Raw genomic sequence first — 25,283 nt, forward strand, 5'->3', positions numbered from 1 at the left:
ATTCAATCTAGGATTTAAAAATACGGAGTTTTGCACCTATCGCGCAACCGGATAAAATTACTTGATTGGCGATCGCTAATCAGCTGATAACGAAAATATAATTTGTTCTTATAGGAGTGTTTCTTGGATAAAATGTCTAAGATACCAGTAATCTCAGAACACATTGAAATTACTCCAGATGGGGGTAAACCGCGCATTGCTGGACACCGAATTAGAGTGCAAGATATTGTTATTTGGCACGAACGGATGGGACTTTCGCCTGACGAAATCGTTTATCATCATCCCAGTATCACTTTAGCTGATGTTTATGCTGCTCTAGCTTATTACCACGATCATCAAGATGAGATCAGGCAAGAAATTGCAGAAGGAGAAGCCTTTGTCAGAGAAGTACAGGCTAAAACTCCTTCGATTCTGCAAGAGAAACTAAAGAATCGAAATGACACAAGAAATTCGATTCTACCTAGATGAGAATGTCAGTAATGCTATAGCGGATGGTTTACGTCGTCGTGGTATTGATGTGACGACTACATCAGAAAAAGGACTGATAGCTGCATCAGATGCAGAACAGGTTGTTTTTGCAATGTCTCAGAATCAGGTAATTTTCACCCATGATGATGACTTTTTAATATTTCATTAAGCTGGCCTTATGCACGCAATAATTATTTACTGCGCTCAGAACCGCCGCTCAATTGGGGAAACATTGAGAAGTTTAATTTTAATCTGGGAAGTTCTTGAGCCACAATAAATGAGCTATCAACTTGAATTTACTTGAAAGCTTTTATTTATTTTTAAGTTCTACTTCATCTTCTATTTAAGAAGAATCAACTGTCGTTATTACCGTTATTAATATATTTAAAGTAAGTTAAACAATAGATTAAGATTATTTTGTGAAATTACCATAAATAATAAACGATAATTTTCTCAGAAAGGTAGTAATTTTCATCAAATAACTAGGTAATTGCTGTATAGCGATCGCTATGCTTAACTAAAAAATTAATATAGCTTGTTTGAAACTTTATTCAAACAATTTCTGTCTATCTAAATAACCCGAATTTTCACTCTGGCAAGTAATTTTAAGTATACACAATACTGTGTTTTTACTAGCACAGGGTCGTTATTCTAAAAGTTCAGTTATAACAAGCCCTAATCAATTAAATGTTTCCTATAAAGGTGTAAATAATGACTTATATCCTGCGAGCGCCCAAAAAAAGCTTGCCAAGTTGAAATTTCGGCACAAAGACTACTGCATATTTCACCCCAATAAGCCTGAATGAATAAATATAGGATGGATGAGGCGTCAACTATGACTCGAATTCGTGATGTTGTACAAAAAGCTTTAGCAAGTGGCTATTTGACAGTGGAAGCTGAAAATAACCTACGACAACTCTTGACTACCCGGTATGACTTGGAAGATTTTAATGCTTTCATGACTTTGCAAGAAGCTGCCATGACTGGTAGGGTCAAGCAAGAGTCTAGAGAGCGGTGTGGCATTAAGTAGAGACGTAGCCTGCTACATCTCACCGACGGGGGCGTTTACCATCATCTTCAAAATCATCATCATCATCAAAAAATTCCCAATCATCATTATCATCATCGGCTTGATTGGTAGTTGGCGGCTGATAAGGGGGGATGATTACCCGGTAATCAGCATCATAAACGGATTCAGTTTTTCCCGCAGCCGTATTTTTTGGTTCCCGGTAGCTGTAGGAGTAAACTGAACCAGACTGAGAACTGCTTTTGGCTTCTGATTGACGTTCGTAAGTTTTAGAGTCTTTAGGCTGTTGAGCTTGAGGATTAGGAGTAGGTGTTTCCTCTGATTTTTCATCAAAGTTCCAATCATCATCTTTACTGCCATTTGTCTCCCAATCATCAAATACATCACTAGTAGGCTCTTCTTTTTTACTAGGTGGTGGTGGAGAATTGGCAGGGCGAGATGTAAATTCTTCTCTACGGCTTGCCTTCGCACGAGGCGTTGCGCTTCGGCGGTCAGGAGTTTGGCGTTGTCTTCCTCCAAAATAATTGGATAAGTTAAACAAGGTACTAATTAATATAGATGTGAAAGCACCAGTGGCAGTACTAAACAAAATCCATATAGCTAGTGGTAATGGTTGAGTTCGCACGCCCAAAAATACTAGCGATAGGGCAGGTGAGAAATTTTGGACTAATAACAGCGTTAGTCCTCCCAGTACTGCCACCAATAGAATTAAGCGAATTACAGCCATAGCAATTTTGTCAGTTGTCAGTTATCAGTGGTCACTGAAAAGGAAAGGGGGCAGGGGGCAGGGAGCAGGGGGAAAACCCCATAAATAAATTTATTCGCTCTGAGACCCTAATGAAGCGGGGAATTCCAGAATCTTTCTCCCCCTGCCCCCTACTCCCTACTCCTCTGCCTCTTTGGTCAGTAGTCAGTGGTCAGTTATCAGTCTGATTATTCTTCGCTAATTACTGTTCACTGACTACTGACACTATCAGCCATCTCTATCATTACCTTTTTAGGACTATTGTGAAATTTACAATAAATCCACTGAGGGTGTTAGCGACGACCTTGCCACCGCTGAATTGGGATGCAGTCAATATCTAGTTGATCTAAAGCACGGGCAACTACAAAATCCACTAAATCCTCGATGGTTTGGGGATTATGATACCAGGCAGGAATCGCGGGGACAATTCTCACTCCAACTTCTGCTAGAGAAGTTAAGTTACGGAGGTGGATGAGGCTAAAAGGCGTTTCACGCGGGACAATGACTAGCTTGCGTCCTTCTTTAAGTTGGACATCCGCCGCCCGTTCTAATAAATCGGAACTCAAGCCAACCGCTAGCTTTGCCACTGTGCTCATGCTGCATGGAATAATTATCATCCCCAGTGTGGCAAAAGAACCACTGGCAATCCCGGCTCCAACGTCACCCCAAGGATGGCAGCGGAGTTTACCGGAAATTGCAACTCCAGCTTGCTCTCGCCAGAATTGTTCTTGCCCGGTTGGTTCTGGTGGCATCCGAATTTCCTGTTCTGACTGCCAAACCATGTAAGTAGATTTAGAGGCAACCAATTCAATACTATACTCCGCTTCTAGCAAAAATTTGATTGCGCGAACCGCGTAAATCAGACCAGATGCGCCCGATACGCCTAAAATTAGAGGCTTGGTGTTGTTTGACACGTAAGGTTTAGTTTATTTTACTCATCTTCAGAGTAAGGATCTAGGTCATCAGGCTCAATGTCATTTGGTAAGTAGAGGTCTGAAAGCTCCTCATTGGAAGCACTACCAGTTAAACCTCTGGCTAAACCATCGCTGCCGACTGTTACCAAATCAATTTGCTGACGGTAGTAATCGACACTCTTAACTTGCACGGCGACGCGATCGCCTAATCTGTAAGAAGCGCGATTTTTGCGCCCAAACAGTGCCTGTTGTCTGGCGCGATATTCATACCAATCATCTTTGAGAGAACTGACGTGTACCAATCCTTCTACTCTCAAAGGCACACCAGGATTGCTGCTGGACTCCACCTCGGCTGCTGGGACTTCAATTTCCACAAAGAAACCGTAGGATTGAACCCCGGTAATCACGCCTTGAAATACCTGACCGATGCGTTGCTTCATCAGTTGGGCTTTTTGCAGTCCGGCTAAATCGGCTTCAGCTTCTTGGACTTCTTTTTCTCGGTCGTTGATTTGGACAATTACCCTAGTCAAATCGCTTTGCAGTTCTTGTTGCAATTCTGGGGGTAAAACGTTCCAGTTAATTTCCTCGTGGCTGGAGGAGTGGCGCAAGTTAACACGTTCTCTCACACGGGTATTGCGGCGATCGCGTCCGTTTTCGAGTAGCGCGTAATACACTCTCTGCATGAGCAAATCTGGGTAACGCCGCAAGGGAGCGCTAAAGTGGACATATTGCGGTAGTGCCAGACCAAAGTGAGATCCTTTGGTGGTGCTGTACGCAGATGGCTTAAGTGTATCTTGTAATAAGTAAGTAAGAACTTGCTCAGAGGGAGATTCCGCAAAAGCTGTGGTCAAATGTTGGTAATCTAAGGGTTGGATATCGACTTCTGGATCTAGTGTGAGGTCAACGCCTAAATTGACTGCCAATTTCAGCATTTCCTGGACATCTTCAACATCGGGTGTACCTTGAACTCGCCAGATGGCGGGAACACCAAGAGCATTTAAGTGAGTTGCTACCAGTTGATTAACTAACAGTACCAACTCTGTGAGTAGCGATCGCACTGGTAAATCATTCACCACCACAGCGCCGAGAATCCCCTCATCATAGTAGGCGTTTTGACTGGGCGGCAGATTCAACTGGAGGCTACCACGAGTCAACCGTACCTGTTTTACGGCTGTTTGCAAGGCTTGGAGGTCTTGCAGGATTTGGGAAACCTGTGATGATTGCTCAAGAGCTTCACCTGTAAGAATTGCTTGGGCAAGTTCAGTACTCAGTGCAGTCTCGACGTTAATTACACTGGGTTGAATTTCCCACTCTAGGACTTGTCCAGATTGGGGATCAATGGTAATTAAAAAAGAGATAGTTAAGCGATCGCTCCCAGGTACTAAAGAACAGCGTTCTGCCACACCTGGGGGCAAAATTGGCAGTACTAATTCTCCCAGATACACTGATTTGCCCCGTTTGAGTGCTTCTCTATCTAGGGCTTCGTCAGGTTGGACATAGTGAGAAACATCGGTGATATGAACGCCTAAAAGCCAATTTCCGGCTAAGTTTTTTTCTAAACTAAAAGCGTTTTCTATAACTTTGGTATCGCCATTTACCCCTTCAATGGTGAAGGTAAATAAATTACGTAAATCCAGCCGATTTTTCAGGTCTGCTTTGAGTAGCTTTTTGGGCAACTTGGCGGCTGCATCTAGCACATTATCTGGAAAAGTCCGGGAAAGGTCGTGTTTGCACGTAACTAAATCTATATCAGCAGCAGCTTCGGCATCGCTACCGAGGATTTGCACCACTCGACCAAGGGGAGGATATTGTGCCAATGGGTAACGCAAAACTTCTACATGAACCAGGTGATCGATCGCTTCTTCCAACTTTGCCCCGTTAGGCTGAATCTTAAGTTCAAACAGCAATCGATCATCTAAAGGCACAGCCCGGAAACCAGTTTCCACCTGCTTAATTCGTGCCAGTAAAGTGTGGTTAGAACGTTCTAGAATCAGCTTCACCTCCCCTTCGGGAGAGCGACGGCGACTACCTTCTTTGAGAACTCTAACCAAAACGCGATCGCCATTCCAAGCATTACTCAGATGACTTTCGCGGATGTAAATATCCTCAGCCCCTTCCACATCTTGAATAGCAAAGCAAAAGCCTTTACTAGAACAACGGAGTTTTGCCTCGATTATTCCGTCTTCTGAGACACGGCGATACTTGCCCCGTTCCTTCACTAAAATACCGATTTTTTCCAGAACATCTAAGGCAATGTGAAGTTTTTGTAAACTTTTTTCATCTTCACAGCCAAGTTTCTTTTCTAAAACCTTCCGAGCTACCAATTTATCATCGGTGAAATTGGCAAGGAGTGTAGCGATTGAAAATTCCATGCAGTGAACCGACCTTTGGTCAAAACATCATTTGTTGTTTAACAAAACAGAATAAAGGCGTCAGTCGCCAGAATTCAGAATTGAATTCTCTGTAACTTGCGGATAGCGCAGTGGTAGCGAGTCCGCAAGCGTCTCAATCAAGAGATTTAAGTTCCCCACAAAAATTTTCTTGTTTTGTGGTCGACTTTTATAGTGGTGGGTCTCTCTTACAAAGTTGCTCCTCTTGGGGAGACCCCAAGACCGCACTTTGCGCTGAATTCCCCACTATATTGATTCTGAATTCTGAATTCTCAATTCTGAATTCTTCTTCAATCTGGTTCTTTTCTGTATACCCTCACGGCTTACAGAAACAAGTTGGAAACGAATTGCTCAGAGGCAAGACTTCCTAAGTTCTAAGGAAAGGAAGCCCGACCCCGCAAGAGCGATAAACTACTCCCGCAGTTGGGAGCAAAGGAAGGCGACCCACAGACAACTCTGGGCGTCTACGAACTTCTCACTGCACGATGCTCTCAGAGTTCGCCTGCGTTCAAGTCTCTTCACCTAACCAAACTTAAGATTACACGCCTGATTAGGATTTAGCCCCGCTAGGTAATTACGCGACGGGTTTTTGAGAAGCTGGGTTTAGAGAATCCATACTGCCCAAAAGCGCTATGCAGGGGAGCCACTGCGGTGAGGCAGCCCCCGTCTTCTCCCAAGGGGAGACGCGAAGCGCGATGGCGGTTCCCGTCGATAGCGCAGCGTTAGCGAGTCATCGAGCGTCTGGGGGACTGCCTTTCCCGTTGGGTCTTCTCCCAAGGGGAGACGCTAAAAGCGATAGCGCAGCGTTAGCGAGTCTGCGAGCGTCTGGGGTTTCCCCAAGTGGAGCAAGTGACGTGGAAACTACAGGTGTTTGATTGTCTAGAGTGAAAGTAATTTTACGACATTAGACTCTGATTTTGAACTAGGCGGAACTGCCATGAACCCAATTTTCCCACATGTAGAATCGGTAACAATTAGGTGAGCAGCTTAATAAGCAGTGAGGGCGAACCTTATCTCCATTATTGTAGATTTAGAGCGCACTTCCAGAAAATAGTTCTAGAGATCCAGTTGGGTAATCAGTATAGCATTGCAGGCAAGACTACCCAGATAAGTTAGCACTAGCAAAAAATTTCGTCAAAAAAGAGCTACTGCTACAATTGGGACACAAGGCAAACCAAGAATATCACCTTGATAGCTCAGAGCAGAGAATTATACTTACTCACGCCGTGTGCAACTTTTACTCAAACCTAACCCCCCAACCCCCTTCCCTCATAGGGAAGGGGGAAAATTCAAAGCCTCTCTCCTTTTAGGAGAGAGGTTTGGAGAGAGGTCAAAATATTAAGTTGCACATCGCGTTAACTCATCGCCTGCCAAGAAACTGATGACAGATAGTAAGCAATATTGGCAGGCATCCTGGGTATCGAGTGGATGTAAATTAAAGTAAGGGCAGATGAGCTAGCTTGAATATACAGGCAGTATCAACCCCGTTATTAAAAATATTTAGATTGGTAGCAGTATTATGTTGGCTCAATTCCAGAGCTTGTATCCCAAAGGCAGTCTGATTTCTGAATTAGTGCAAATTTTTCAAGGAAAATATATTGTCCGCGCAAGCGTGCAAATAGAAGGCGTAACCCGTGCTACGGGTATGGCAGCAGCAGAAACAGTAGAAGCAGCAGAAGACCAAGCCAGAACCAGGGCACTAATAGTTTTGGGTATTACAACAAATGCGCCACAGCAATCAGTGGCATTTAGCTCAAATCCAATTCCCCCAGCGCAGCTAAACCCTTCCTTGAATACCAAAGGTGGATTGAATGAGTCTGTTGCTTATTCCTCTGCAAAGGATGAGGAGTTTGTTAGTAGTCAGTGGCCAGTAGTCAGCGACAAAGAAATATCGATACCGCCTTCCAAAGTACGGAACATCAAACCAGAAGTAATAACAAACAATAATGAACAGTACGGGTACAACAACGCTGCGTCCCTACCAAGCGATACCTATAGCCAGGATTTAGGTAAAAACTTTCCTGTGACAGCCAACAAGGAGCTAGAATTTGATCCTCCAGTTGAAAACTTGGAAATAACCTTTGATAATCAGGTGGAAAATCAAACCTTTCCAGGAATTTCTGCCAATAATGTCACACCATTTACACCTCGGAGTTACAGCCCTCAAGAGGATGTCGCCACGCCGCCAGTGACAGGAAAGAGAAAAAAGAAAGCTGAACCCGTTGATTTATCTGATGTAATTGCTAAAACAGATGTCGAACTTCAGCGTTTAGGCTGGACACCAGAACAAGGGCGGGAACATCTGATTGAAACCTATGGTAAGCGGGGGCGTACTCTGCTAACTGAAGAAGAATTACACGGATTCCTCAAATACTTACAATCTCAGCCAGACCCAATAGCGGGATTTTGATTAGTCATTAGTCATTAGTCATTAGTCATTAGTCATTAGTCATTTGTAAGGACTAATAGACCTCTTGCAAAAGTCTATCCCCTTTTCCACATCCCGTGAAAAGTCAGGTTGAGCGAGAGCATTTGCTTGTTGAGCGAGAGCATTTGCTTGTTGAGCGAGAGCATTTGCTTGTTGAGCGAGAGCATTTGCTTGTTGAGCGAGAGCATTTGCTTGTTGAGCGAGAGCATTTGCTTGTTGAGCGATGGCATTTGCTTGTTGAGCGATGGCATTTGCTTGTTGAGCGATGGCATTTGCTTGTTGAGCGATGGCATTTGCTTGTTGAGCGATGGCATTTGCTTGTTTGGAAGAAGGTATTGGCTAAGACTGATGTCGAGATAGAGCGTTTAGGCTGGACACCAGAACAGGGACGGGAGCATCTAAGGGACTTCCAAGAAATAAATTATCCAAATAAACAAACCACTCCAGACACAGAGAACACAGAGGAATAAGGAGGAGAGAGTTTTTTCGCCAGTTTTTTGAGTATTTTTTTATTTGGAAGTCCCTAATTAAAACTTTTGGGAAGCGATCGCGTTCTTTACTGACCGATGATGAATTGCACGAATTCCTCAAATATCTCCAATCTCAGCCAAGTCCACCAGACCAACTTTGATGGATGAATAAGTTCGTAGTAAGGACTTTAGTCCTTGATTTGAGCGCTAAAGCGCTCACTACGAACCTAGCAAACTTAACTTTACAGACCACTAGCTGGATTTTAGTTAGTCATTTGTCCAAATCGGTATTAAGTACTTGAACAGGCCACCCATTCCAAAAATAACCCCTCTTCACTTATAAAGAGGGGTTATTTTTGGGGTTTAAGGGAATTAAAAGTGGTAAATCACCATTTACCAATCGTGACTATTAATTAAGAACAGCAACTGCTGGGCGACTACCAGCAGCGTGACGGTCAATCACTTGGTCAATCAAGCCATATTCCCTGGCTTCCTCTGGTGACATGAAAAAGTCACGTTCAGTATCTTCAGCAATCCGCTCAATTGGTTGACCTGTATGTTCAGCTAAATAGTCATTTAGCCGCCGCTTGTGGTAGAGAATCTCCCGCGCCTGAATTTCAATATCAGTCGCCTGTCCTTGAGCGCCGCCTAGAGGTTGATGAATCATAATCCGAGAATGGGGTAGACTCATCCGCTTACCCTTAGCACCAGCGCTGAGGAGGAAAGCGCCCATACTCGCCGCCAATCCGGTACAAATGGTACAGACATCAGGGCGAATATGTTTCATAGTGTCAAAAATGCCCATACCAGCCGTCACCGAACCACCGGGAGAATTGATGTACATATAAATGTCTTTCTCCGAGTCTTCGGCATCCAAATACAGCAGTTGGGCAACAATCAAGTTAGCAATGTTGTTGTCAACTTGTTGTCCCAAAAAGATGATGCGCTCACGCAACAGCCGTGAGTAGATGTCAAAGGCGCGTTCGCCTCGACCCGATTGTTCAATAACGATAGGAATCATGGAAGCGTGTTTGTGGCTACTTTAAATACATTTTATCGGTGACAGCACGAAACTGGGGTTTATCTCTACTGTTGCCAAGCAGATAAATCAAACCTTTCTCGTTTTCTCTTGCCCAAAAACAGTACAAAAGATGATTTTGCGATAAATTCAACCCCCAAGGGCACTTTTTAACCGCAAAAGGTGTCTAAGAAAATATCCCATGAAGAACAAATCAAAAAACTCCAATCATCGCCAACCTCATATCTCGGCATTTGCTGGACAACTTTGGCGATGTGGTGATTAGACCGATAACCAAAATCAGACTTGCTTAGGGAATTATGTTAATCCTGTAACAAATTAAACATTTTTTTAGGATTTCCCTCGGCAAATATCAAATTATTTTTGTTACATTCAGTAAGTCGATAAAACTAAATGTATTTAGAATAACTAGTCAAAATAATTCGTAATTTATAATTCGTAATTCGTAATTATTACCCCACGACTGAAGTCGGGGGCCTAATTGAGGAATAAATTTATTTGTCTCCATAAAATGTTAGTTAGTTGCTTTGTACCTTTAATTACGAATTACGAATTACGAATTAGTAATTATTTGGTCATACTTGAAATGCTATCCATCCAGAGAGACGTGCCATGTTGGAAAAACTTGTACAAGCCGCCATCATCACCTTCTTGCTCCACCTGATAGCAGGACTTAGCCCAAATACTTTAATTCAGTCAAAGACAGCATCACCTGTGCGAGAAACGCCACCAAATATTGTTAGCTTGCTATTGCGATCTTTTCAGTAAGAATTTTTCACAAATTGCATAGGTCTTACCCAAGGGATAATTCGCTCGTAGGATTTCTTGCTTATCTATATAGGCGTCTAGGCTAAGACTCCTGAGAAGAGGATAGACTGAGCAAAGAAGGCAACTATTTGCATTTGATCATGACTAATCGCCTTGCTGAAGCTAAGAGCCTCTATCTCCGCAAACACGCCGAAAACCCGATTGATTGGTGGTCTTGGTCTGAGGAAGCACTTGCAACTGCAAGGGCGCAAAATAAACCGATTTTTCTCTCCATTGGCTACTCTAGTTGCCACTGGTGTACTGTCATGGAAGGCGAGGCTTTTTCTGATATTGCGATCGCTGACTATATGAATGCTAATTATCTTCCCATCAAAGTAGACAGGGAAGAAAGACCTGACCTCGATAGCATCTACATGCAAGCTTTGCAGATGATGAGTGGTCAAGGGGGTTGGCCTTTAAACGTATTTCTTTCCCCAGAAGATTTAGTGCCGTTTTACGCTGGTACTTATTTCCCTGTAGACCCGCGTTATGGTCGTCCTGGATTTTTGCAGGTGTTACGAGCAATTCGCCGTTATTACGATACAGAAAAAGCAGAATTACAGCAACGCAAAGCCTTAATTATTGAGTCGCTGCTCACCTCTGCGGTGTTACAAGATGCTACAACAGATGAGCTTGAAGACCATGAATTACTCCTCCAAGGTTGGGAAACCAGCACAGGTGTAATCACTCCTAGTCAATCTGGCAATAGCTTTCCGATGATTCCCTATGCAGAATTAGCACTGCGGGGAACTCGATTTAATTTTGAATCTCGCTATGATGGCAAGCAAGTTTGTACCCAACGGGGATTAGACTTAGCACTGGGAGGCATTTACGACCATGTAGGCGGTGGCTTTCATCGCTATACTGTTGACGCTACTTGGACAGTACCCCACTTTGAAAAGATGCTCTACGACAATGGACAGATTGTGGAGTATATAGCTTCTTTATGGAGTGCAGGAGTACAAGAAGCAGCCTTTGAGAGAGCAGTTGCTGGTACTGTACAATGGCTGAAGCGGGAAATGACCGCACCTGAAGGTTACTTCTATGCTGCTCAAGATGCCGACAGCTTCATTGAACCCACGGCAGTAGAACCAGAAGAAGGAGCCTTTTACGTCTGGAGTTACAGCGAACTACAACAACTGTTAACACCTGAAGAACTAACGGAATTACAGCAACAGTTTACGGTGACACCTAACGGCAACTTTGAAGGACGTAATGTCTTGCAAAGGCGCTATTCTGGGCAACTGAGTGCAACGGTGGAAACGTCTCTAAGCAAGCTGTTTACCGCTCGCTATGGCGTTAGTTCTGAGTCTTTAGAAACTTTTCCCCCAGCTCGTAACAACCAGGAAGCAAAAACTGCTAACTGGCCAGGTCGCATTCCCTCGGTGACAGATACGAAGATGATTGTGGCTTGGAATAGCTTGATGATTTCTGGACTAGCTAGGGCTGCTGGGGTTTTCCAAGAACCGTTATATCTGGAATTAGCAGCACGAGCAGCGAATTTTATCTGGGAAAATCAGTTTGTCGATGGGCGTTTCCACCGACTTAACTATCAAGGAGAACCAACCGTTTTAGCGCAGTCTGAAGATTACGCCTTTTTTATTAAAGCTCTCCTGGATTTACAAGCTTCCAACCCTGAGCATAAGCAATGGTTAGAAAAAGCGATCGCTATCCAAGATGAATTTAACAAATTTCTCTGGAGTGGAGAATTAGGTGGATATTACAACACATCAAGTGGTTCTAGTCAAGATTTAATTGTTAGAGAGCGCAGTTATGCTGATAATGCTACACCATCAGCTAATGGAATTGCGATCGCTAACCTTGTTCGTCTCGCCTTACTCACTGATAATCTAGATTATTTGGATTTAGCGGAACTTGGCTTAAAGGCTTTTAGGAGTGTGATGCATCGCGCTCCCCAAGCAAGTCCTAGTTTATTTACAGCGTTGGATTGGTATCGTAATTCTACCTTGATTCGCAGCACCACTGAGCAAATAAACTCTCTGATCCCCAAATTTTTGCCAGTGGCTGTGTTTAACGTAACATCTGATTTACCAGAGGGAAGCGTTGGTTTAGTTTGCCAAGGTTTGAAGTGTCTTGCACCAGCAGAAAATGTAGAGCATTTATTGCAGCAAGTCCAGAAAAGTCAGGTGAGGGCGTGAAATCGCTCTCAAGAAGGGATTAAATACTCAATAGACCTCTTGCATAAATCAAAAATAAAGAACCCCACCCCGCATTTGCTCACGCAAACGCTCCCCTCCCCGCTTGCGGGGAGGGGTTAGGGGTGGGGTGTATTAGGGACTTTTGCAAGAGGTCTAATATTCTCATTGAGATCCTCAACCGCCAGGGGTTATAAACCCCTGGCTAATAGCTTAAGTCCTCTAAAAGAGGACTAAACAAGAATTTCAGTCCATTTCAACTCATATCTTGCATCATTCTCAATTGGCATCTTAGCCCGCCAAGACTCGAAGTGCAAAGCTAGTCCACTCAAGTGGACTGAAACTCTTTGTTAGTCTTCAATAGATAGACTTTCGCTATTAGCCTCAGAATTCATTCTGAGGCGGTTGTTGGGATTGATGCAAGATGTCAGTTTCAATGGACTTTGGCTATTAGCCAGCGATTTGAATCGCTGGCGAGTGATGCACACAAGTGCAAGATATATTTCTACCCTATATTTTTTTGACGAATGACTATTAACTCATGTAGCAAATTAACCGCCATTGTATTAGCAGGCGGTAAAAGTTCTCGGATGGGTCAAGATAAAGCCTTGATTCCCATTCAAGGAGTGCCGTTGTTACAGCGAGTTTGTAGCATTGCTCAAAGCTGTGCCGATACTGTTTATATAGTCACTCCCTGGCCAGAACGCTATCAAAATTTGCTTTTGCCTGGTTGTCAATTTATCCGAGAAGTGCCTTTATCTGGAGAACCTCTAGCCCACGGGCCTCTAGTTGGATTTGCCCAAGGGCTAGCCGAAGTGCAAACAGATTGGGTGCTGCTGCTAGCTTGCGATTTGCCGAGGTTGCGGGTTGAGGTGTTGCAAAATTGGGTAACTAGACTTGATAGGGTGGGGGATAATGCGATCGCAGCTTTAGCTCATAATCCCAAAGGCTGGGAACCTCTATGTGGTTTTTATCGCCGTAGCTGTTTGCCACAACTTTTAGAGTTTATCAATGGAGGAGGGCGATCGTTTCAGCAGTGGCTTCGGCAATATCCTGTAGAAGTTTTGCCTTTACCAGAACCCGAAATGCTGTTTAACTGTAATACACCAGAGGACTTGGCTTTAAGTTAACGTCAGTCTCCAACGGAGGCGCAGGTTAAAATTAGCTTATGCTTGCAGCACATTACCCGCGATCGGGTATAAGCCCCATCAATTAGGATCTGGTCATGTTTCGGCTTGCTAACTTGTCTATTTTATTTTTGCGTGCCAATACCGTCGCACAAGTGCCTATCGCTCTCGCTAACATTAGGATTATTCTGTAAATAACCGCGTACCCAATCACAACTGCGCCCTATTAAAGTGTCTAAGTCTAGATTCCAGAAATCTAGATTCCAGAGTTTGATTGTCTTGTCAACACTGCCAGAAGCCAAAGTCTTGCCGTCGGGGCTAAAACTCACGCTATAGACAGGGTTATCATGCCCAGTCAGGGTGTGGATTTCCTTCCCTGTCTCTAGATTCCAGAGTTTGATTGTCTTGTCTTCACTGCCAGAAGCCAAAGTCTTGCCATCGGGGCTAAAACTCACGCTAAGGACCCAGTTATCATGCCCAGTCAGGGTGCGGATTTCCTTCCCTGTCTCTAGATTCCACAGTTTGATTGTCGCGTCACCACTGCCAGAAGCCAAAGTCTTGCCATCGGGGCTAAAACTCACGCTAAAGACCCAGTTATCATGCCCAGTCAGAGTGCGGATTTCCTTTCCTGTCTCTAGATTCCAAAGTTTGATGGTGTTGTCACCACTGCCAGAAGCCAAAGTCTTGCCGTCGGGGCTAAAGCTCACGCTTTTGACATCGTTATCATGTCCAGTCAGGGTGCGGATTTCTTTTCCTGTCTCTAGATTCCACAGTTTGATGGTGTAGTCACTACTGCTAGAAGCCAAAGTCTTGCCGTCAGGGCTAAAACTCACGCTCCAGACATCGCTATCATGCCCTTGCAAGCGATTGCGTTCGCTGCTCTCATTAAGAGCTTTTTGCAAGGCATTCATTACCACTGAGTTGTATACGTGCTGGTTTTGCAGGATTTTTCCCGCTTTAATTGCTTTGACAAAAGCATCCAATTCTTTTCTTCTATCGAGTAGAGACAAGGAAGAAGAACCGAGAGAATCTGCAAGATTGAGTTTCGCTTGTTTTGTGTTTTGCCAAGCGATTAAACCCAATCCACTGCTAACCACCACTGCCACCAGGGAACTCGCCACAATTCCCCACATAGCTCTGATTCCATTCTTCCTGATGCGATCGCGTTCTTGGATACTCTGCTCAATAAATTCTTTCTCATCAATTAAGTCTTCTGGGCGTTCCTTCAGTTTTTCTTCTGCTTCCGCCAAAGCTGCACCACGCAATAATGACCCTGGATCTTGTTTTGTTGCTTCCCATTGTCCTTTTGCTGACCGCAGTCGCTCTTGCCAAGCTCTAAAAACGCGGTTTGTATTCATCCATTCTCGCAGTTCTCCCCAATTACGAATCAAAGCTTCATGGACTACTTCGACTGTTTCTTGACTGCTGAGATTACGACTTGTCACCACCAACCGAGCATCAGCTAATTTTTTTACCAAAGACCAGCTTTGCTCCCCCAATTCCGCTTTCATCGCTATGCGTCTGGTATCTTCTGCTCCCTCACCCGGACGCACCAATTGAATAAAAATGCGCCGGACTTTTTCCTTTTCATCATCTGTCAAGTTGCCATATTTCTCATCAGCATGGCGAGCTAATGCACCTTCTACTTGACCAATTTCTTCATAGATTTTATGAGTTAATTGTTTACCCGTTCGCTTGTTCCACAACTCTGTTAATGCAAACTCTAGCAAAGGTAAATTTCCAGGTTGGTCTTCCACATCATTGAGAATGCGTTCTACCAATCCTGTTTCAAATGTCACCCCTAATTTTTGGGCAGGTTTTTTAATGACTTTTTTTAGTTCCTCCCGATTCATTGGCCCCAGTTTCACATCAGCATTTTGCAAGACATCAGCAAAGGGACGATAGGAGAGAGCATTTCCCAAAAAATCTGCCCGCATCGTTGCTACCAACACCGTAGCCGATGAAGACAGAGAAATAGAAGTTTCTAAACTGGCTAATAAGCAATCGAGAAACTTACGGCGAATTTCCTGATTGTTACAGAGTGTGTAAATTTCTTCAAATTGGTCAGCAATCAGTAGTACACGATGATTAGGGTGATTTTGTTGAATTTTTCTTAAAACATCAGCTAGAGAAACAGTGGTATTGAACAAATAGCCAGCTAGTTTTCGTGTTTGGGCAATTTGGTCAGTATGATCTAACTCTGGTGTATAAAGAGGAATTAGTGCCTCAGCCAAAGCATAAAACGGTACAGAACCAGGACGAAAGTGAGTAAACTGCCAATGACCCTCTTTTTCTAACTTAGGGACTAATCCAGCAAATACCACCGAAGATTTACCGCTTCCCGACGCACCCAGCACGGGTATAAAATTATTGGTTTTAGTTGCACTATAAAGTTGTTCTATAAATATTTCCCGCCCAAAGAAAAACTCAGCATCATTGGGGCCAAAATGAAACAAACCCTTGTAAGGACAAGGGAGATATTCATCAACAGCGATCGCAGAATCAACAGGTTTTACCTCTTCCCTGGAGTAGAAGTAGTTGTAGATAATGTTTCCTTTATCCTCTTAGATTATCACAGGACGTGTAACTTATTACTGACAACATGAATTTGACAATCAGTAAACTAAAAAGTTTTTTAGAAGTCTTACGATGTGGATATTTAGTATCTGCTACTTACCGACTGCGACAAAATTTGCGATCGTTATCACTCTCAGGATATTGCCAAGAATAGGCAAAATGGCTAACTCCCTTCAGTTGGGGGGCGTATTGGCGAAGTGCCTGCATTTGCGCTTCTAGGGATGGACGATTACTAACAGACTCTCCCCATTTGCCTGCTAAAGCTGGGATTATCTGCGTACCCGGTTTTGCCATACTCAAAACTCGTTGCACTTGTGTCACAATACAACTGACATTACCGCAATTCCCATAAGCCATAGGATGCCACTGCAATGTAGTGGGGAACCGATCCCAAGGTTGCAAACGGGAATCATACCCTTGTCCTACAGTTTGGTTGCCATCCGGGAAAAACACGACTCCCGTGGTAATACCTTGCTGCTTTGCTGGATAACTGGCTATGGTGACAAAATCTAAAATTCCTTGCATGGCGTGGGCAACAGCAAGCTGCCATAATTCCCATTGTAAAAGTGGCTGTCTATCTCTTGCAGACAGAATTGACTTTTGCGCTGATGGGGGAATGCGTCCTTGCCAGAGGGGTTCCCCTTCTTGAGGATAAAGTTTATCAACTTCCGCTATATCTCCAGGGCTGACGAATCCCTTACTCAAAAAGCGCCGAATCAAGTCCAGCCCTTTGTAATTTTGTGCCCGTTTAAATAAAGCTTCTTGAATTGCAGGACTAAATAGCCATAAATCTGAAACTTTGGTGGCGATGGAATCACTTCCTGCTTGTCGGGGATAGCGCACATAGTCTAATAGTAAGCCATCTGGGCGACGACGCAAAACTTCTTTTACTAATTGGTAGTAGTCGCGTTTTGCTTGCAAGTTGTAGGGGTCGATAAATAGTTGAGAGCCGTTATCTACCACATATAGGCTCGTTTGACCTTTGCCATTACGAGCTATCGCACCTTCTCTATCTCGGCGCTGGGCGTAAGTATAGCCGAAATTGGTCGTAAACATCCAAGCGTAAACCTTTAAACCGCGTTGCCGACCTTTTTTAATTGCTGTGGCGAGTAAATCGGTGTTTTCTGCTCCTGGGGTGCGAATTACAGAAGGCCAAACCGTCGGGTTAGCTTTTGCTGGCAATAATGCCTGTCCGTCGTAAAATACTTCTAAATAAACTTGGTTATAGCCACGGTTGACAATCCGATCCATAATCTGATCAATTATTCCTGGCTGAATGTCACAGGGATACAAGCGCAACCAAATGGCTTGGACTTGCGGCCAAGTCCGCGTGCGGCACTCCTGTAATTCCTGTGCCTGTTTTTTTAGGATGTTTTGATAGCGGGTTTGGGCATCTGGTTTGCCTTTGAGGGCTGACAAACGTAAGTTTTCTTTTTCTTGTGCCGCCGTTGATGATAATTGACAATACTGGGTTACTTGCGCCCTTGCTGGTTCGCTTCCAAAGTTGGGGAGCAACGAACTACTAGTGAAAACAATAGCGAATAGACGCCGCCAAAATAATGTTGATTTTGCAACGTTTAAGGGATGGTTAGACATATCTAGCAGTAGATGGACACATTAACAATTCAAAATTCAAAATTTAAAATTCAAAATTCAAGCATTTTAGACATTTTCCGACGTTCGCGTAGCGTCTCTAAGAGTTGAGAAGTGCCAAGCGATAGGTTAAGAGCGTTGTGGCAACTACGTTCGATTTAAACCCCGACTGAAAATGATGCTATCTGTAGAGGTAGGGGTCTTGAACCCTTTGATTTACGATAATCATCGACCCCAATTGAGATAATTGTGGGCAATTTGTATATAATTATACATTTAAATGACAGGGGGTTTTTAAACCTATTTTTTTAAGACTACCAAAGGCTTGTTTGTGTTGCTGAATTTTTTGATAAAGACATAAACACATATAGGGCAGTATAAAACATCTGAATACACACCAAGTTTAGTCTGTTATTGGGTAGATTCTGCCTGCACCTTAGTTAGTGAAAATCTGCTTATGCCATTCTTAACCCAAAAGGAATTTTAATATGCATCGTCGTTGGCTTTTATCTGCTTTAGCAATTTTGATGAGTATATTTTTAGCTGCTTGCACGACTGCAACCACTCAGCAGCCACCAACAAAAATCACAAACCCTACTGAGACGACAAACACAAATTCTCAGCAATTACCAAAAGGAGCAGCAAAAAGAGTTGTTGCTCTTTCTTCTCTTTCTGCTGACATTATCTCTCGACTCGATCAAACAAAAATTGTTGGCATCACTGGTAGTAAATTATTTAATAATGACTCAAGATTTAAGGATATTTCCCGTGTTAGTGAAGGGCAAAGTCCGCCAAATTTAGAAAAAGTGGTAGCACTCAAACCAGATTTAGTTATTGGTGCAGAAGGTTTTTCTAACATCCCAATTCAAAAACTTCAGCAGTTAGGAATTCCGACTTTTCTCACTAAGGTGAATAACTGGGAATCTCTAGAAGAACTTACTAAAACACTTGCTAAATCAATTGACGCTGATCCTCAGCCTTTGTTAAATCGTTACAAAACTTTCTTGCCCGAAAAGCCAACTCAGGGTTTTTCTACTCTAGCGCTGGTTAGTCGTCAACCAATTTTAGCACCGAATAAAAATAGTTGGGCAGGGGATTTGCTGGCGAAATTCCAGGCGAAAAATATAGCAGCAGATTTACAAGGTAAAAGTCCGATTGGTGGCTATGTGACGCTTTCGGCTGAGAAGGTTTTAGAAGCAAATCCAGAGGTGATAATTTTGGTTAATCCCCCACAAGGGAATTCGGAAGCAGCGCTTTTAGATTCGCTGAAAAAGGAAGCTTTTTGGCAACAACTGCAAGCAACTAAAAATAACCGAGTCTATGTGTTTGATTATTATGGTCTGGTAAATCCAGGTAGTATAGATGCAATTGAAAAAACTTGTCAGCAGCTTAAGCAAGCGTTGTTTGTAGCGCAGGAGACTTAGAGGATGTTTTCAAAGTATTGGGCGAATAGAATTCGCTACTACACAAGCGAAGTCCACCTCCGTGGACTAATACAAAATCAAGGGTTTTTAACCCACGGAGGTGGGTAAAGTCTCGTGTAGCCGCGACTTCCAGTCGCTTGGTAAGTAATAAATTAGACTTTGAAAACATCCTCTTAGTACAGTTTTGATTCTCACTCGGAAACACTCAACACTTTTTCTTACAAAGCAGTTAAATAAGGGCAGTTCAGCTTTCCCAACAACTCTAAAAACTAGCTATTTACAGTGTTGTTGAAGAAGAGATACAGCTAATTCAAAACTATTAGGTTGAGTTTGTACTGCATAGGCTTCTCTTTCTAAATCTTGTCGTTTGACATCGGTATAGCGTCTAAAAAATGGTCTAGCATAATTGCTTGGTTGAATGTCTAAGCCTAAAGTTTTGATTTTTCCTTTTCCGGCACATACCTGCGCTGCATGAACAGTTTCATGGATTAGTGTTTGAGTCCCAATATGTAACTCAAATACTACGGGATTAATCCAAATTTTTTTGTCAGCTTCTCTTAGTAACCCATAAGCTCCTCGCTTTGGTGGTAGTGCAATAATTACCTGAAACCCTTTTTTTTCTAATTTATTTTTTAAATCTAAAAATTTTGCTTCTGGATTGGGTATTTGAGAAAGCAACAGTAAGGAATTTAATATAAAAATTTTGCTCATTGCCTAATCCGTTCTAGGGTAGCTTCGGTTACTTCTGTTGGTGACCGAAATAGAGTTGTGGGTAATGATAAATGCTGTATACTCTGTTTAACTGGTATATCTAACCACTTTCCAAGTTCACAAGCTAACCACTGCAACTCCTGGGAAGAGAGCGAATCCTTGTTGTCTAACTCATACTGCTTATCTGCCCAAATAATCAATGCGTGATGGCACTCATTACCACTTCTATATTCTAAGCCAGTGATTGTTTGTCGAAGGCTGGAAATTGACGTTTTGAGTTTGTCTTTTTCGTAAAGGCAAAGGGTAATCTGATGCTCATCAATTCTGAGAATGTTGGATTTAGTCAGAGATTGTCTGAAAACATTCAAAATATTTTGCTTGAGATAGGAGCTAATTAAGCATAGAAGTAAGAAATAAATTGATAGAACTGAATTGAAAGCAAAAATTAAACCTCCAATAAGCCAGACACGAACATCTGTAAATAATAATGGTGATAGTACATCAGTTTGTTTGATTTGTGTCTGAGGGAATTCAATAGTTAGCAGATTTGCTAATGTTGACAATTTGACTGCACTGCCACGAGGTTGGCTGATGGCAAAAGGTGCATCCATCGCAAGTCTTTCAATGTATATCTGTTGATGTCTAAATAAGTAATCTAAATTTTGCAATGCTGCTTGTGCCGATGCAAATCGTTCATCCAGCCCTGGTTCTACTAGCCGTGCTAACCACTGTGTTAACTCCGAACTGAGATTGGTTAAGGACTTGAATTGTAACTTCAGTTGTTTCTGGGGAATGTCAGCAGGATGCCGTCCCGTTGCCATATCGCTAAAGCGATTCCCAGTCTCTCTATGACTGGGAATAAGGCAACTGACTGTGCTTTTAATCTTTTGTAGAACTAATTGGTTTTTGACCAAAGGGGATATTCTTTTTACCTTCAGGAGCAGCACCCCCAAGGCTGCGGAAATACAGTCCTCCAATGGTGAGTAAAAATACCACATATCCCACTGCTTGCACAAGATAGAGATTGTCTCTGTAACCAAATAAAGATTTGAGGATAATGCCAGGAAACTGTTCGTCAGGCAAGATTGTGGAAGTATTTGAAACCATTGGCCCCAAAATACAGGAGTGGACTTTTGTAAAACGTTCGTAATAGAAACAAAGGCTTTCTGTGGCGCGACTGCTAAGGGCAAGGTTAGCCACAGCGTCGTCAAAATGTTTCAAGGCTGAAACTACTAACCCAGCGACAATTAACACTAATAAAACGCCCATTACCTGGAAAAACTGGCGAATGTTAATTTTGACACCCCATTTAAATAGCAGCACCCCAATGGCAGATGCTGTTACCAAACCACCAATAGCACCCAATGCTGGCATTAATCCCTGTTGGAAATTAGCAGCAACGAACAGAACAGTTTCAAAGCCTTCGCGGACAACGGCAATTAAAATTAAAGTAAAAACACCCCAACCAGCATTTGAGTTTTGTGTCAGTGCTTGTGTAACTGCTCCTTCAACTGTAGCTTTCATGAATCTGGCTTGTTTAGTCATCCAGATTAGCATCCAACTGAGCATTGCGATCGCTAACACACTAAACACACCCTCCAACGCTGGCTCAACTACGGAGGTGTATTGAGGATTCGCTGCTCCCAGTATTTGAATTACCCAACTGAATAGCACGCCTATTAAGGCACTGACGACAATGCCAACGCCGACACCAGCATATACCCAAGAGTTGAGCCGGGATTGTTTAGCTTTTTTCAGCAAAGCTAGCACAATCCCAACAACAAGGGCAGCTTCCACTCCTTCTCGGAGCGTTATTACAAAAGTAGGTAGAGCAGTACTAAAATCCATCTTTTATCCTTTGTTTTTTGTCCTTTGTCATTAGTCATTTGCCCTTTGAATTTGACTAATAGACCTCTTGCAAAAGTCGAACATCCGCCCGAAAATAAATTTTCGGGCTAATAGCTCAAGTCGGTTTAAACCGACTAATAACAATAATTTTAGTCCGTTTAAACGGACTTTTGCTATAAGAGAGGGACTTGAGTCCCTGGCGGATCAAGGATTTTCGCAAGAGGTTTAATGACTAATGACCAATGACTAATGACTATTAACTAAAATCGCGTAGCATCTTTTTCAGTTCGAGATTATGCATCTCTTCTTGCCCAATCATACCGCGAGCGAATTCTTCAAGATAAATGCTGGCATTGGTAACAGTATCGAGCAGATTTTTATACAGTTCCAATGCCTTTTTTTCGTGGGATAAGCTTTCTTCTAGGATATCCTTGACTTTATGCTGGTAGGTTTCTTCCATTGGGGCAATTTTCAGGGAGGGATGCCCATCTAAACCGGTGAGAATTTCTCCCACTTGTTCGGCATGAAGTAAAGATTCAGTTGCCTGTGCTTTGAAAAAAGCCACGATTGGAATACGGTTAGGGCCAGTCACCATCAAAGAATAATGTGTATAACGCACTACCCCTGCTAGTTCAAATTCCATGATGGCGTTCAGCAGGTCAATGGTCTTTTTCTGGTCAAGTTCTTGCATCAGTTGTTAGTTCAAGTAACGAATTTTAATGAGTTAGGAGTTGGTAGTTAGGAGTTAGGAGTGAGGAGTTGGTAGTTAGGAGTTAGTAGATCGGGATTCATAACTCCTAGCTCTTAACTTATAATTCATAACTCCTAACTCTTAACTCATAACTCCTAACTCTTAACTCCTAACTATTTTAAACTCCTTATCATATACTTCCCATTAAAACAAAGTGTTATCGCTGTGCTTGGGTATTGGATTTGTCAGCCACTTTTTGAGAGTTTTCCTCAATGGTTTTTACTAGTTTGGTAACATCATTAGGTGTTTTGACTGCTTTTGCTGGTGGGATGGCTGAAGGCCAAACTTTTATCAGTTCAGCGAAACTAGTATCGATCGCTTTGTGCGCTTCGGGATCTGCTTGAGCTACTTGACTAGAAATTCCTTTGTATAAATCATTGGCGTAAACCACAAAACCACGGGAGTCTTGATACTCAATTGGGGCGGTTATTTTACCATCTGCGATCGCAGCGCCATATTCTGAGTTAGCTGCATCTAGTAGTTCGTTAATTACCTGTAGCACAAATCCTGGCTTTGAGCGTTGATCTGCTGGTAAAGCTGCGATCGCGGAATCAACTGCTTGTACCGAAGAAGTAAAATTAGTTTTAACTTTGCTATCCTTCGGACTAGATTTCACTAAATCTTGCAAACCTACCAATGTTGTCTTAAATTCTTTGACTTTGCGCTCATTAAGTTGATCTTCTACATCAACGTAAATCTCTTCAACTGGATGTCCAATATGAGGTTCTGCCTGTTTCGGCTGATTCTTATTCAGCAGTTCTTGTGCTACCAAAAGATGTCCTTTCATTAAGCCTAATTTAGACATATAGTCAACATCTTTTGCCTCACCCGTGAGTACTACTTCTTGAACACTAACCTGGTCTTTAATTTGGTCGAACTGTTCTTGAGTAATTACTTTTTTAGTAACTAAATCTTCTGGGCTACCATAAGGACGACTTGCCTGGATTTTGTTCGATAAAGCCGGAACACCTAGTTTGGCTTCAAACTTATCTAATTCTGACAATATAGCGCTATTAATGTTAATTTTTTCTTTGCCACCGTGGCCACTATGATTGTTATTACTTACTGCCTCTGTAGCTTGAGGGTTAGCAACTGGTGCTGATGGATTTTCTGCGGTTGGTGTACCACTACAGGAACTCAAGGTAACTATTAAGGCTGCTGCTGCTGTTAAACAGATATAACGAAGTTTTATCATCTTTGCTTCTCGCACAACTAAAAAGGTATCAATTGAAATATTTCAAACTATTACTAAAAAGTAGTTTGTTTGACACATTGTCATATATTTTACTGTCTCATATAATGAGATTTTTTATCAACTATTTATCTAAAACTTTAATAAATTAATTAGGAATTACTAATAATATTGTCAGGACTTTTTAACAGAATTTTGAGAGCTACTCTGGGCAAGTACTTCAAATTGACCCATGCAACCGTTTTCTGCGATCGCATCCTGATGGGGATGGAACATATACTTACCTGGGTAGCGAAAAGCAAATTCTAAGATGTGCCTTTCTGCGACACCCATTGTAATCACATCACTTTTCTCGCTAGGAGTCATACTCATGCCATAGCGATAGACATCAAAGAAGTTGGCGTGGAGATGAAACGTCACCGCCGGATCGTATTCAATGATGTTGAGAACATACAGCCGAATCAACTGATCTTTGTAAATGCGAATCGGGTTATCCATGTAATAGTGGGGCAGACCGTTGAAGGCGTAATAATCATTATGGCTATCATCATTCACGTCATACCCACCCATCACTAGTACGATTTCATCAGCTGGGGGACGGGGAGTAGGTGGATCGATGATGAACATGCCGTACAGTCCCTTAGCGATGTGGCGGGTGACTGGTTCAATATGGCAATGGTATAAGTGAACGCCATAAGGTTCAGCATCAAATTCATAAATTGTGGCACTACCATTGCTGATTGGGCGAACACCATCCATTTCCGCCGGATGAACGCCATGAAAATGCAAAGAGTGAGAATGTCCCGCCTTGTTGAGAAATAGTACCCGGATGCGATCGCCCTGTTTTGCCCGTAGCGTTGGCCCTGGTATGCGACCGTTTAAATCCCAGATGTTGTAAGAAACAGCACTATTGAGTTTTATTATGGAAGTACCCGCAGTTAACTGAAATTCCCGGATAGTCCGCCCATTTTCTTGCTTTACCGTCCCATAGTCAAAATCCCTTAACATCTTCATCGGGTTAGTAACGTCGTCTGCTGCTGACCTATCGAATGGTGGCACTTTCACCATTGACTTACTTTGTAGATTTAGCATCTGCCAAAGTCCAGCTGCACCAGTCACTCCAGCACCTGCTAGTCCCAGCTGCAATAATTGACGGCGGCTCCAAGGTTTTCCGTTACCTAGAGCAAAGTTGTTTGGCATGACATTTTGTTACGGTTAGCGCCAAAAAAGAATTGCAAAAGATTTTCAATTGCTTTTAAATATTAGAGGAATTAATAATTATTGTCAATAATTTTATAGTGCTTCCAAACTGCTACTAAAGTTATTAAATTTAGACAAAGGAAGAATTTTTTCCGGAAAACTTTAGCCCAATTTACTTAAATATTACAGCATTTCTACAGGGAGTTCTGTATAAATAATGTTCAAGGGCAACTAACTGTTTCATCTCTATTCCTGATATGCTTGTTGCCTTAGGAATACCTGAAGGACAAACAATCAGGATGAGAGGATATTTTAGAAGTAGGTTTTTGTGATGCTGAATGCAGGAAAGTGTAGTATTTGTAAGGTATAAATTGTGTCAAAAATTACTTTTAAGTCAAAACGCGTATCACTGATCC

The 25,283-nt window shown here is 42.6% G+C and carries 21 protein-coding genes and 1 pseudogene; 9 read left to right on the top strand and 13 right to left on the bottom strand.

The window, feature by feature from the left end; all coding sequences use genetic code 11:
• Nucleotides 1-132: 132 nt before the first annotated feature.
• From LC653_RS19710 to LC653_RS19720, 3 genes are all read left to right on the top strand, one after another.
• Nucleotides 133-468 carry a DUF433 domain-containing protein gene (locus tag LC653_RS19710; RefSeq protein ID WP_229496353.1) on the top strand — a complete coding sequence of 112 codons (336 nt, stop codon included), beginning with the start codon at nt 133-135 and terminating at the stop codon, nt 466-468.
• Entirely contained in the window at nt 437-637 is a 201-nt protein-coding gene (locus LC653_RS19715) for a DUF5615 family PIN-like protein (RefSeq protein ID WP_229496355.1), read from the top strand. The genes LC653_RS19710 and LC653_RS19715 overlap by 32 nt, the downstream gene beginning before the upstream one ends.
• 666 nt (nt 638-1,303) lie before the next feature.
• Nucleotides 1,304-1,498 (top strand): hypothetical protein, encoded by a 195-nt coding sequence (locus tag LC653_RS19720; RefSeq protein ID WP_229496357.1) that lies wholly within the window; start codon nt 1,304-1,306, stop codon nt 1,496-1,498.
• Nucleotides 1,499-1,517: 19 nt separating this feature from the next.
• On the opposite strand, the gene LC653_RS19725 is transcribed toward LC653_RS19720, so the two are convergent.
• From LC653_RS19725 to LC653_RS19735, 3 genes are all read right to left on the bottom strand, one after another.
• Nucleotides 1,518-2,222 (bottom strand): LapA family protein, encoded by a 705-nt coding sequence (locus LC653_RS19725; protein ID WP_229496359.1) that lies wholly within the window; start codon nt 2,220-2,222, stop codon nt 1,518-1,520.
• Nucleotides 2,223-2,533: 311 nt separating this feature from the next.
• Nucleotides 2,534-3,154, bottom strand: coding sequence for a flavin prenyltransferase UbiX (locus LC653_RS19730; protein ID WP_229496361.1), 621 nt, complete (start codon nt 3,152-3,154; stop codon nt 2,534-2,536).
• 17 nt (nt 3,155-3,171) lie between these two features.
• A complete protein-coding gene (locus LC653_RS19735; RefSeq protein ID WP_229496363.1) occupies nt 3,172-5,526 on the bottom strand; it encodes a ribonuclease R family protein in 2,355 nt (784 codons plus the stop codon).
• Nucleotides 5,527-7,063: 1,537 nt separating this feature from the next.
• Between LC653_RS19735 and LC653_RS19740 the strand changes: the two genes are divergently transcribed.
• Nucleotides 7,064-7,954, top strand: a complete 891-nt coding sequence (locus LC653_RS19740; protein ID WP_229496364.1) for a slr1353 family protein — start codon at nt 7,064-7,066, stop codon at nt 7,952-7,954.
• 74 nt (nt 7,955-8,028) lie between these two features.
• Here the strand turns inward: LC653_RS19740 and LC653_RS19745 are convergent, their stop codons facing one another.
• Nucleotides 8,029-8,286, bottom strand: coding sequence for a hypothetical protein (locus LC653_RS19745; RefSeq protein WP_229496366.1), 258 nt, complete (start codon nt 8,284-8,286; stop codon nt 8,029-8,031).
• Between the two features lie 18 nt (nt 8,287-8,304).
• Here LC653_RS19745 and LC653_RS47385 point away from each other — a divergent pair.
• A pseudogene (locus LC653_RS47385) lies at nt 8,305-8,603 on the top strand (hypothetical protein); the annotation flags it as partial.
• Nucleotides 8,604-8,851: 248 nt separating this feature from the next.
• Here LC653_RS47385 and clpP read toward each other — a convergent pair.
• Complete coding sequence (gene clpP, locus LC653_RS19750; protein WP_196517036.1) at nt 8,852-9,463, bottom strand: ATP-dependent Clp endopeptidase proteolytic subunit ClpP; 612 nt, start codon at nt 9,461-9,463, stop codon at nt 8,852-8,854.
• Nucleotides 9,464-10,093: 630 nt separating this feature from the next.
• On the opposite strand from clpP, the gene LC653_RS19755 reads away from it, so the two are divergent.
• From LC653_RS19755 to LC653_RS19765, 3 genes are all read left to right on the top strand, one after another.
• Nucleotides 10,094-10,249, top strand: coding sequence for a QAALIT motif small membrane protein (locus LC653_RS19755; protein ID WP_229472093.1), 156 nt, complete (start codon nt 10,094-10,096; stop codon nt 10,247-10,249).
• A 140-nt stretch (nt 10,250-10,389) separates the two neighbouring features.
• Nucleotides 10,390-12,447, top strand: coding sequence for a thioredoxin domain-containing protein (locus tag LC653_RS19760; RefSeq protein ID WP_229496368.1), 2,058 nt, complete (start codon nt 10,390-10,392; stop codon nt 12,445-12,447).
• A 524-nt stretch (nt 12,448-12,971) separates the two neighbouring features.
• Nucleotides 12,972-13,574, top strand: a complete 603-nt coding sequence (locus tag LC653_RS19765) for a molybdenum cofactor guanylyltransferase (RefSeq protein ID WP_229496370.1) — start codon at nt 12,972-12,974, stop codon at nt 13,572-13,574.
• 122 nt (nt 13,575-13,696) lie between these two features.
• On the opposite strand, the gene LC653_RS19770 is transcribed toward LC653_RS19765, so the two are convergent.
• Nucleotides 13,697-16,120 carry an nSTAND1 domain-containing NTPase gene (locus LC653_RS19770; protein WP_372478195.1) on the bottom strand — a complete coding sequence of 808 codons (2,424 nt, stop codon included), beginning with the start codon at nt 16,118-16,120 and terminating at the stop codon, nt 13,697-13,699.
• A gap of 124 nt (nt 16,121-16,244) precedes the next feature.
• Nucleotides 16,245-17,744, bottom strand: a complete 1,500-nt coding sequence (locus tag LC653_RS19775) for a family 10 glycosylhydrolase (protein WP_229496374.1) — start codon at nt 17,742-17,744, stop codon at nt 16,245-16,247.
• 485 nt (nt 17,745-18,229) lie between these two features.
• On the opposite strand from LC653_RS19775, the gene LC653_RS19780 reads away from it, so the two are divergent.
• Nucleotides 18,230-19,165 carry an ABC transporter substrate-binding protein gene (locus tag LC653_RS19780; protein ID WP_229496382.1) on the top strand — a complete coding sequence of 312 codons (936 nt, stop codon included), beginning with the start codon at nt 18,230-18,232 and terminating at the stop codon, nt 19,163-19,165.
• Nucleotides 19,166-19,438: 273 nt separating this feature from the next.
• Here the strand turns inward: LC653_RS19780 and LC653_RS19785 are convergent, their stop codons facing one another.
• The 6 genes from LC653_RS19785 to LC653_RS19810 all read right to left on the bottom strand — a co-directional run bounded on the left by LC653_RS19785 (nt 19,439) and on the right by LC653_RS19810 (nt 24,867).
• Entirely contained in the window at nt 19,439-19,876 is a 438-nt protein-coding gene (locus LC653_RS19785; protein WP_229451827.1) for a hypothetical protein, read from the bottom strand.
• On the bottom strand, nt 19,873-20,697 hold the full coding sequence (locus LC653_RS19790) for a hypothetical protein (protein WP_229496384.1): 825 nt from the start codon (nt 20,695-20,697) through the stop codon (nt 19,873-19,875). The genes LC653_RS19785 and LC653_RS19790 overlap by 4 nt, the downstream gene beginning before the upstream one ends.
• A gap of 58 nt (nt 20,698-20,755) precedes the next feature.
• Nucleotides 20,756-21,724, bottom strand: coding sequence for an FTR1 family iron permease (locus LC653_RS19795; RefSeq protein WP_229496386.1), 969 nt, complete (start codon nt 21,722-21,724; stop codon nt 20,756-20,758).
• 256 nt (nt 21,725-21,980) lie between these two features.
• Nucleotides 21,981-22,415, bottom strand: coding sequence for a ferritin-like domain-containing protein (locus LC653_RS19800; RefSeq protein ID WP_229496387.1), 435 nt, complete (start codon nt 22,413-22,415; stop codon nt 21,981-21,983).
• A 217-nt stretch (nt 22,416-22,632) separates the two neighbouring features.
• Entirely contained in the window at nt 22,633-23,670 is a 1,038-nt protein-coding gene (locus LC653_RS19805; protein WP_229496388.1) for a 4-helix bundle domain-containing protein, read from the bottom strand.
• 171 nt (nt 23,671-23,841) lie between these two features.
• Nucleotides 23,842-24,867 (bottom strand): multicopper oxidase domain-containing protein, encoded by a 1,026-nt coding sequence (locus tag LC653_RS19810; protein ID WP_229496389.1) that lies wholly within the window; start codon nt 24,865-24,867, stop codon nt 23,842-23,844.
• Nucleotides 24,868-25,283 lie beyond the last annotated feature (416 nt).

Source organism: Nostoc mirabile CHAB5784 (assembly GCF_020829645.1).
Lineage (GTDB): Bacteria > Cyanobacteriota > Cyanobacteriia > Cyanobacteriales > Nostocaceae > Nostoc > Nostoc mirabile.

Bases quoted from the DNA above. Each gene is read 5' to 3' on its own strand.
- LC653_RS19710 (WP_229496353.1), top strand. From the start codon at position 133: ATGTCTAAGATACCAGTAATCTCAGAACACATTGAAATTACTCCAGAT.
- LC653_RS19715 (WP_229496355.1), top strand. From the start codon at position 437: ATGACACAAGAAATTCGATTCTACCTAGATGAGAATGTCAGTAATGCT.
- LC653_RS19720 (WP_229496357.1), top strand. From the start codon at position 1,304: ATGACTCGAATTCGTGATGTTGTACAAAAAGCTTTAGCAAGTGGCTAT.
- LC653_RS19725 (WP_229496359.1), bottom strand. From the start codon at position 2,222: ATGGCTGTAATTCGCTTAATTCTATTGGTGGCAGTACTGGGAGGACTA.
- LC653_RS19735 (WP_229496363.1), bottom strand. From the start codon at position 5,526: ATGGAATTTTCAATCGCTACACTCCTTGCCAATTTCACCGATGATAAA.
- LC653_RS19740 (WP_229496364.1), top strand. From the start codon at position 7,064: ATGTTGGCTCAATTCCAGAGCTTGTATCCCAAAGGCAGTCTGATTTCT.
- LC653_RS19745 (WP_229496366.1), bottom strand. From the start codon at position 8,286: ATGCCATCGCTCAACAAGCAAATGCCATCGCTCAACAAGCAAATGCCA.
- clpP (WP_196517036.1), bottom strand. From the start codon at position 9,463: ATGATTCCTATCGTTATTGAACAATCGGGTCGAGGCGAACGCGCCTTT.
- LC653_RS19755 (WP_229472093.1), top strand. From the start codon at position 10,094: ATGTTGGAAAAACTTGTACAAGCCGCCATCATCACCTTCTTGCTCCAC.
- LC653_RS19760 (WP_229496368.1), top strand. From the start codon at position 10,390: ATGACTAATCGCCTTGCTGAAGCTAAGAGCCTCTATCTCCGCAAACAC.
- LC653_RS19765 (WP_229496370.1), top strand. From the start codon at position 12,972: ATGACTATTAACTCATGTAGCAAATTAACCGCCATTGTATTAGCAGGC.
- LC653_RS19775 (WP_229496374.1), bottom strand. From the start codon at position 17,744: ATGTCTAACCATCCCTTAAACGTTGCAAAATCAACATTATTTTGGCGG.
- LC653_RS19780 (WP_229496382.1), top strand. From the start codon at position 18,230: ATGCATCGTCGTTGGCTTTTATCTGCTTTAGCAATTTTGATGAGTATA.
- LC653_RS19785 (WP_229451827.1), bottom strand. From the start codon at position 19,876: ATGAGCAAAATTTTTATATTAAATTCCTTACTGTTGCTTTCTCAAATA.
- LC653_RS19790 (WP_229496384.1), bottom strand. From the start codon at position 20,697: ATGGCAACGGGACGGCATCCTGCTGACATTCCCCAGAAACAACTGAAG.
- LC653_RS19795 (WP_229496386.1), bottom strand. From the start codon at position 21,724: ATGGATTTTAGTACTGCTCTACCTACTTTTGTAATAACGCTCCGAGAA.
- LC653_RS19800 (WP_229496387.1), bottom strand. From the start codon at position 22,415: ATGCAAGAACTTGACCAGAAAAAGACCATTGACCTGCTGAACGCCATC.
- LC653_RS19805 (WP_229496388.1), bottom strand. From the start codon at position 23,670: ATGATAAAACTTCGTTATATCTGTTTAACAGCAGCAGCAGCCTTAATA.
- LC653_RS19810 (WP_229496389.1), bottom strand. From the start codon at position 24,867: ATGCCAAACAACTTTGCTCTAGGTAACGGAAAACCTTGGAGCCGCCGT.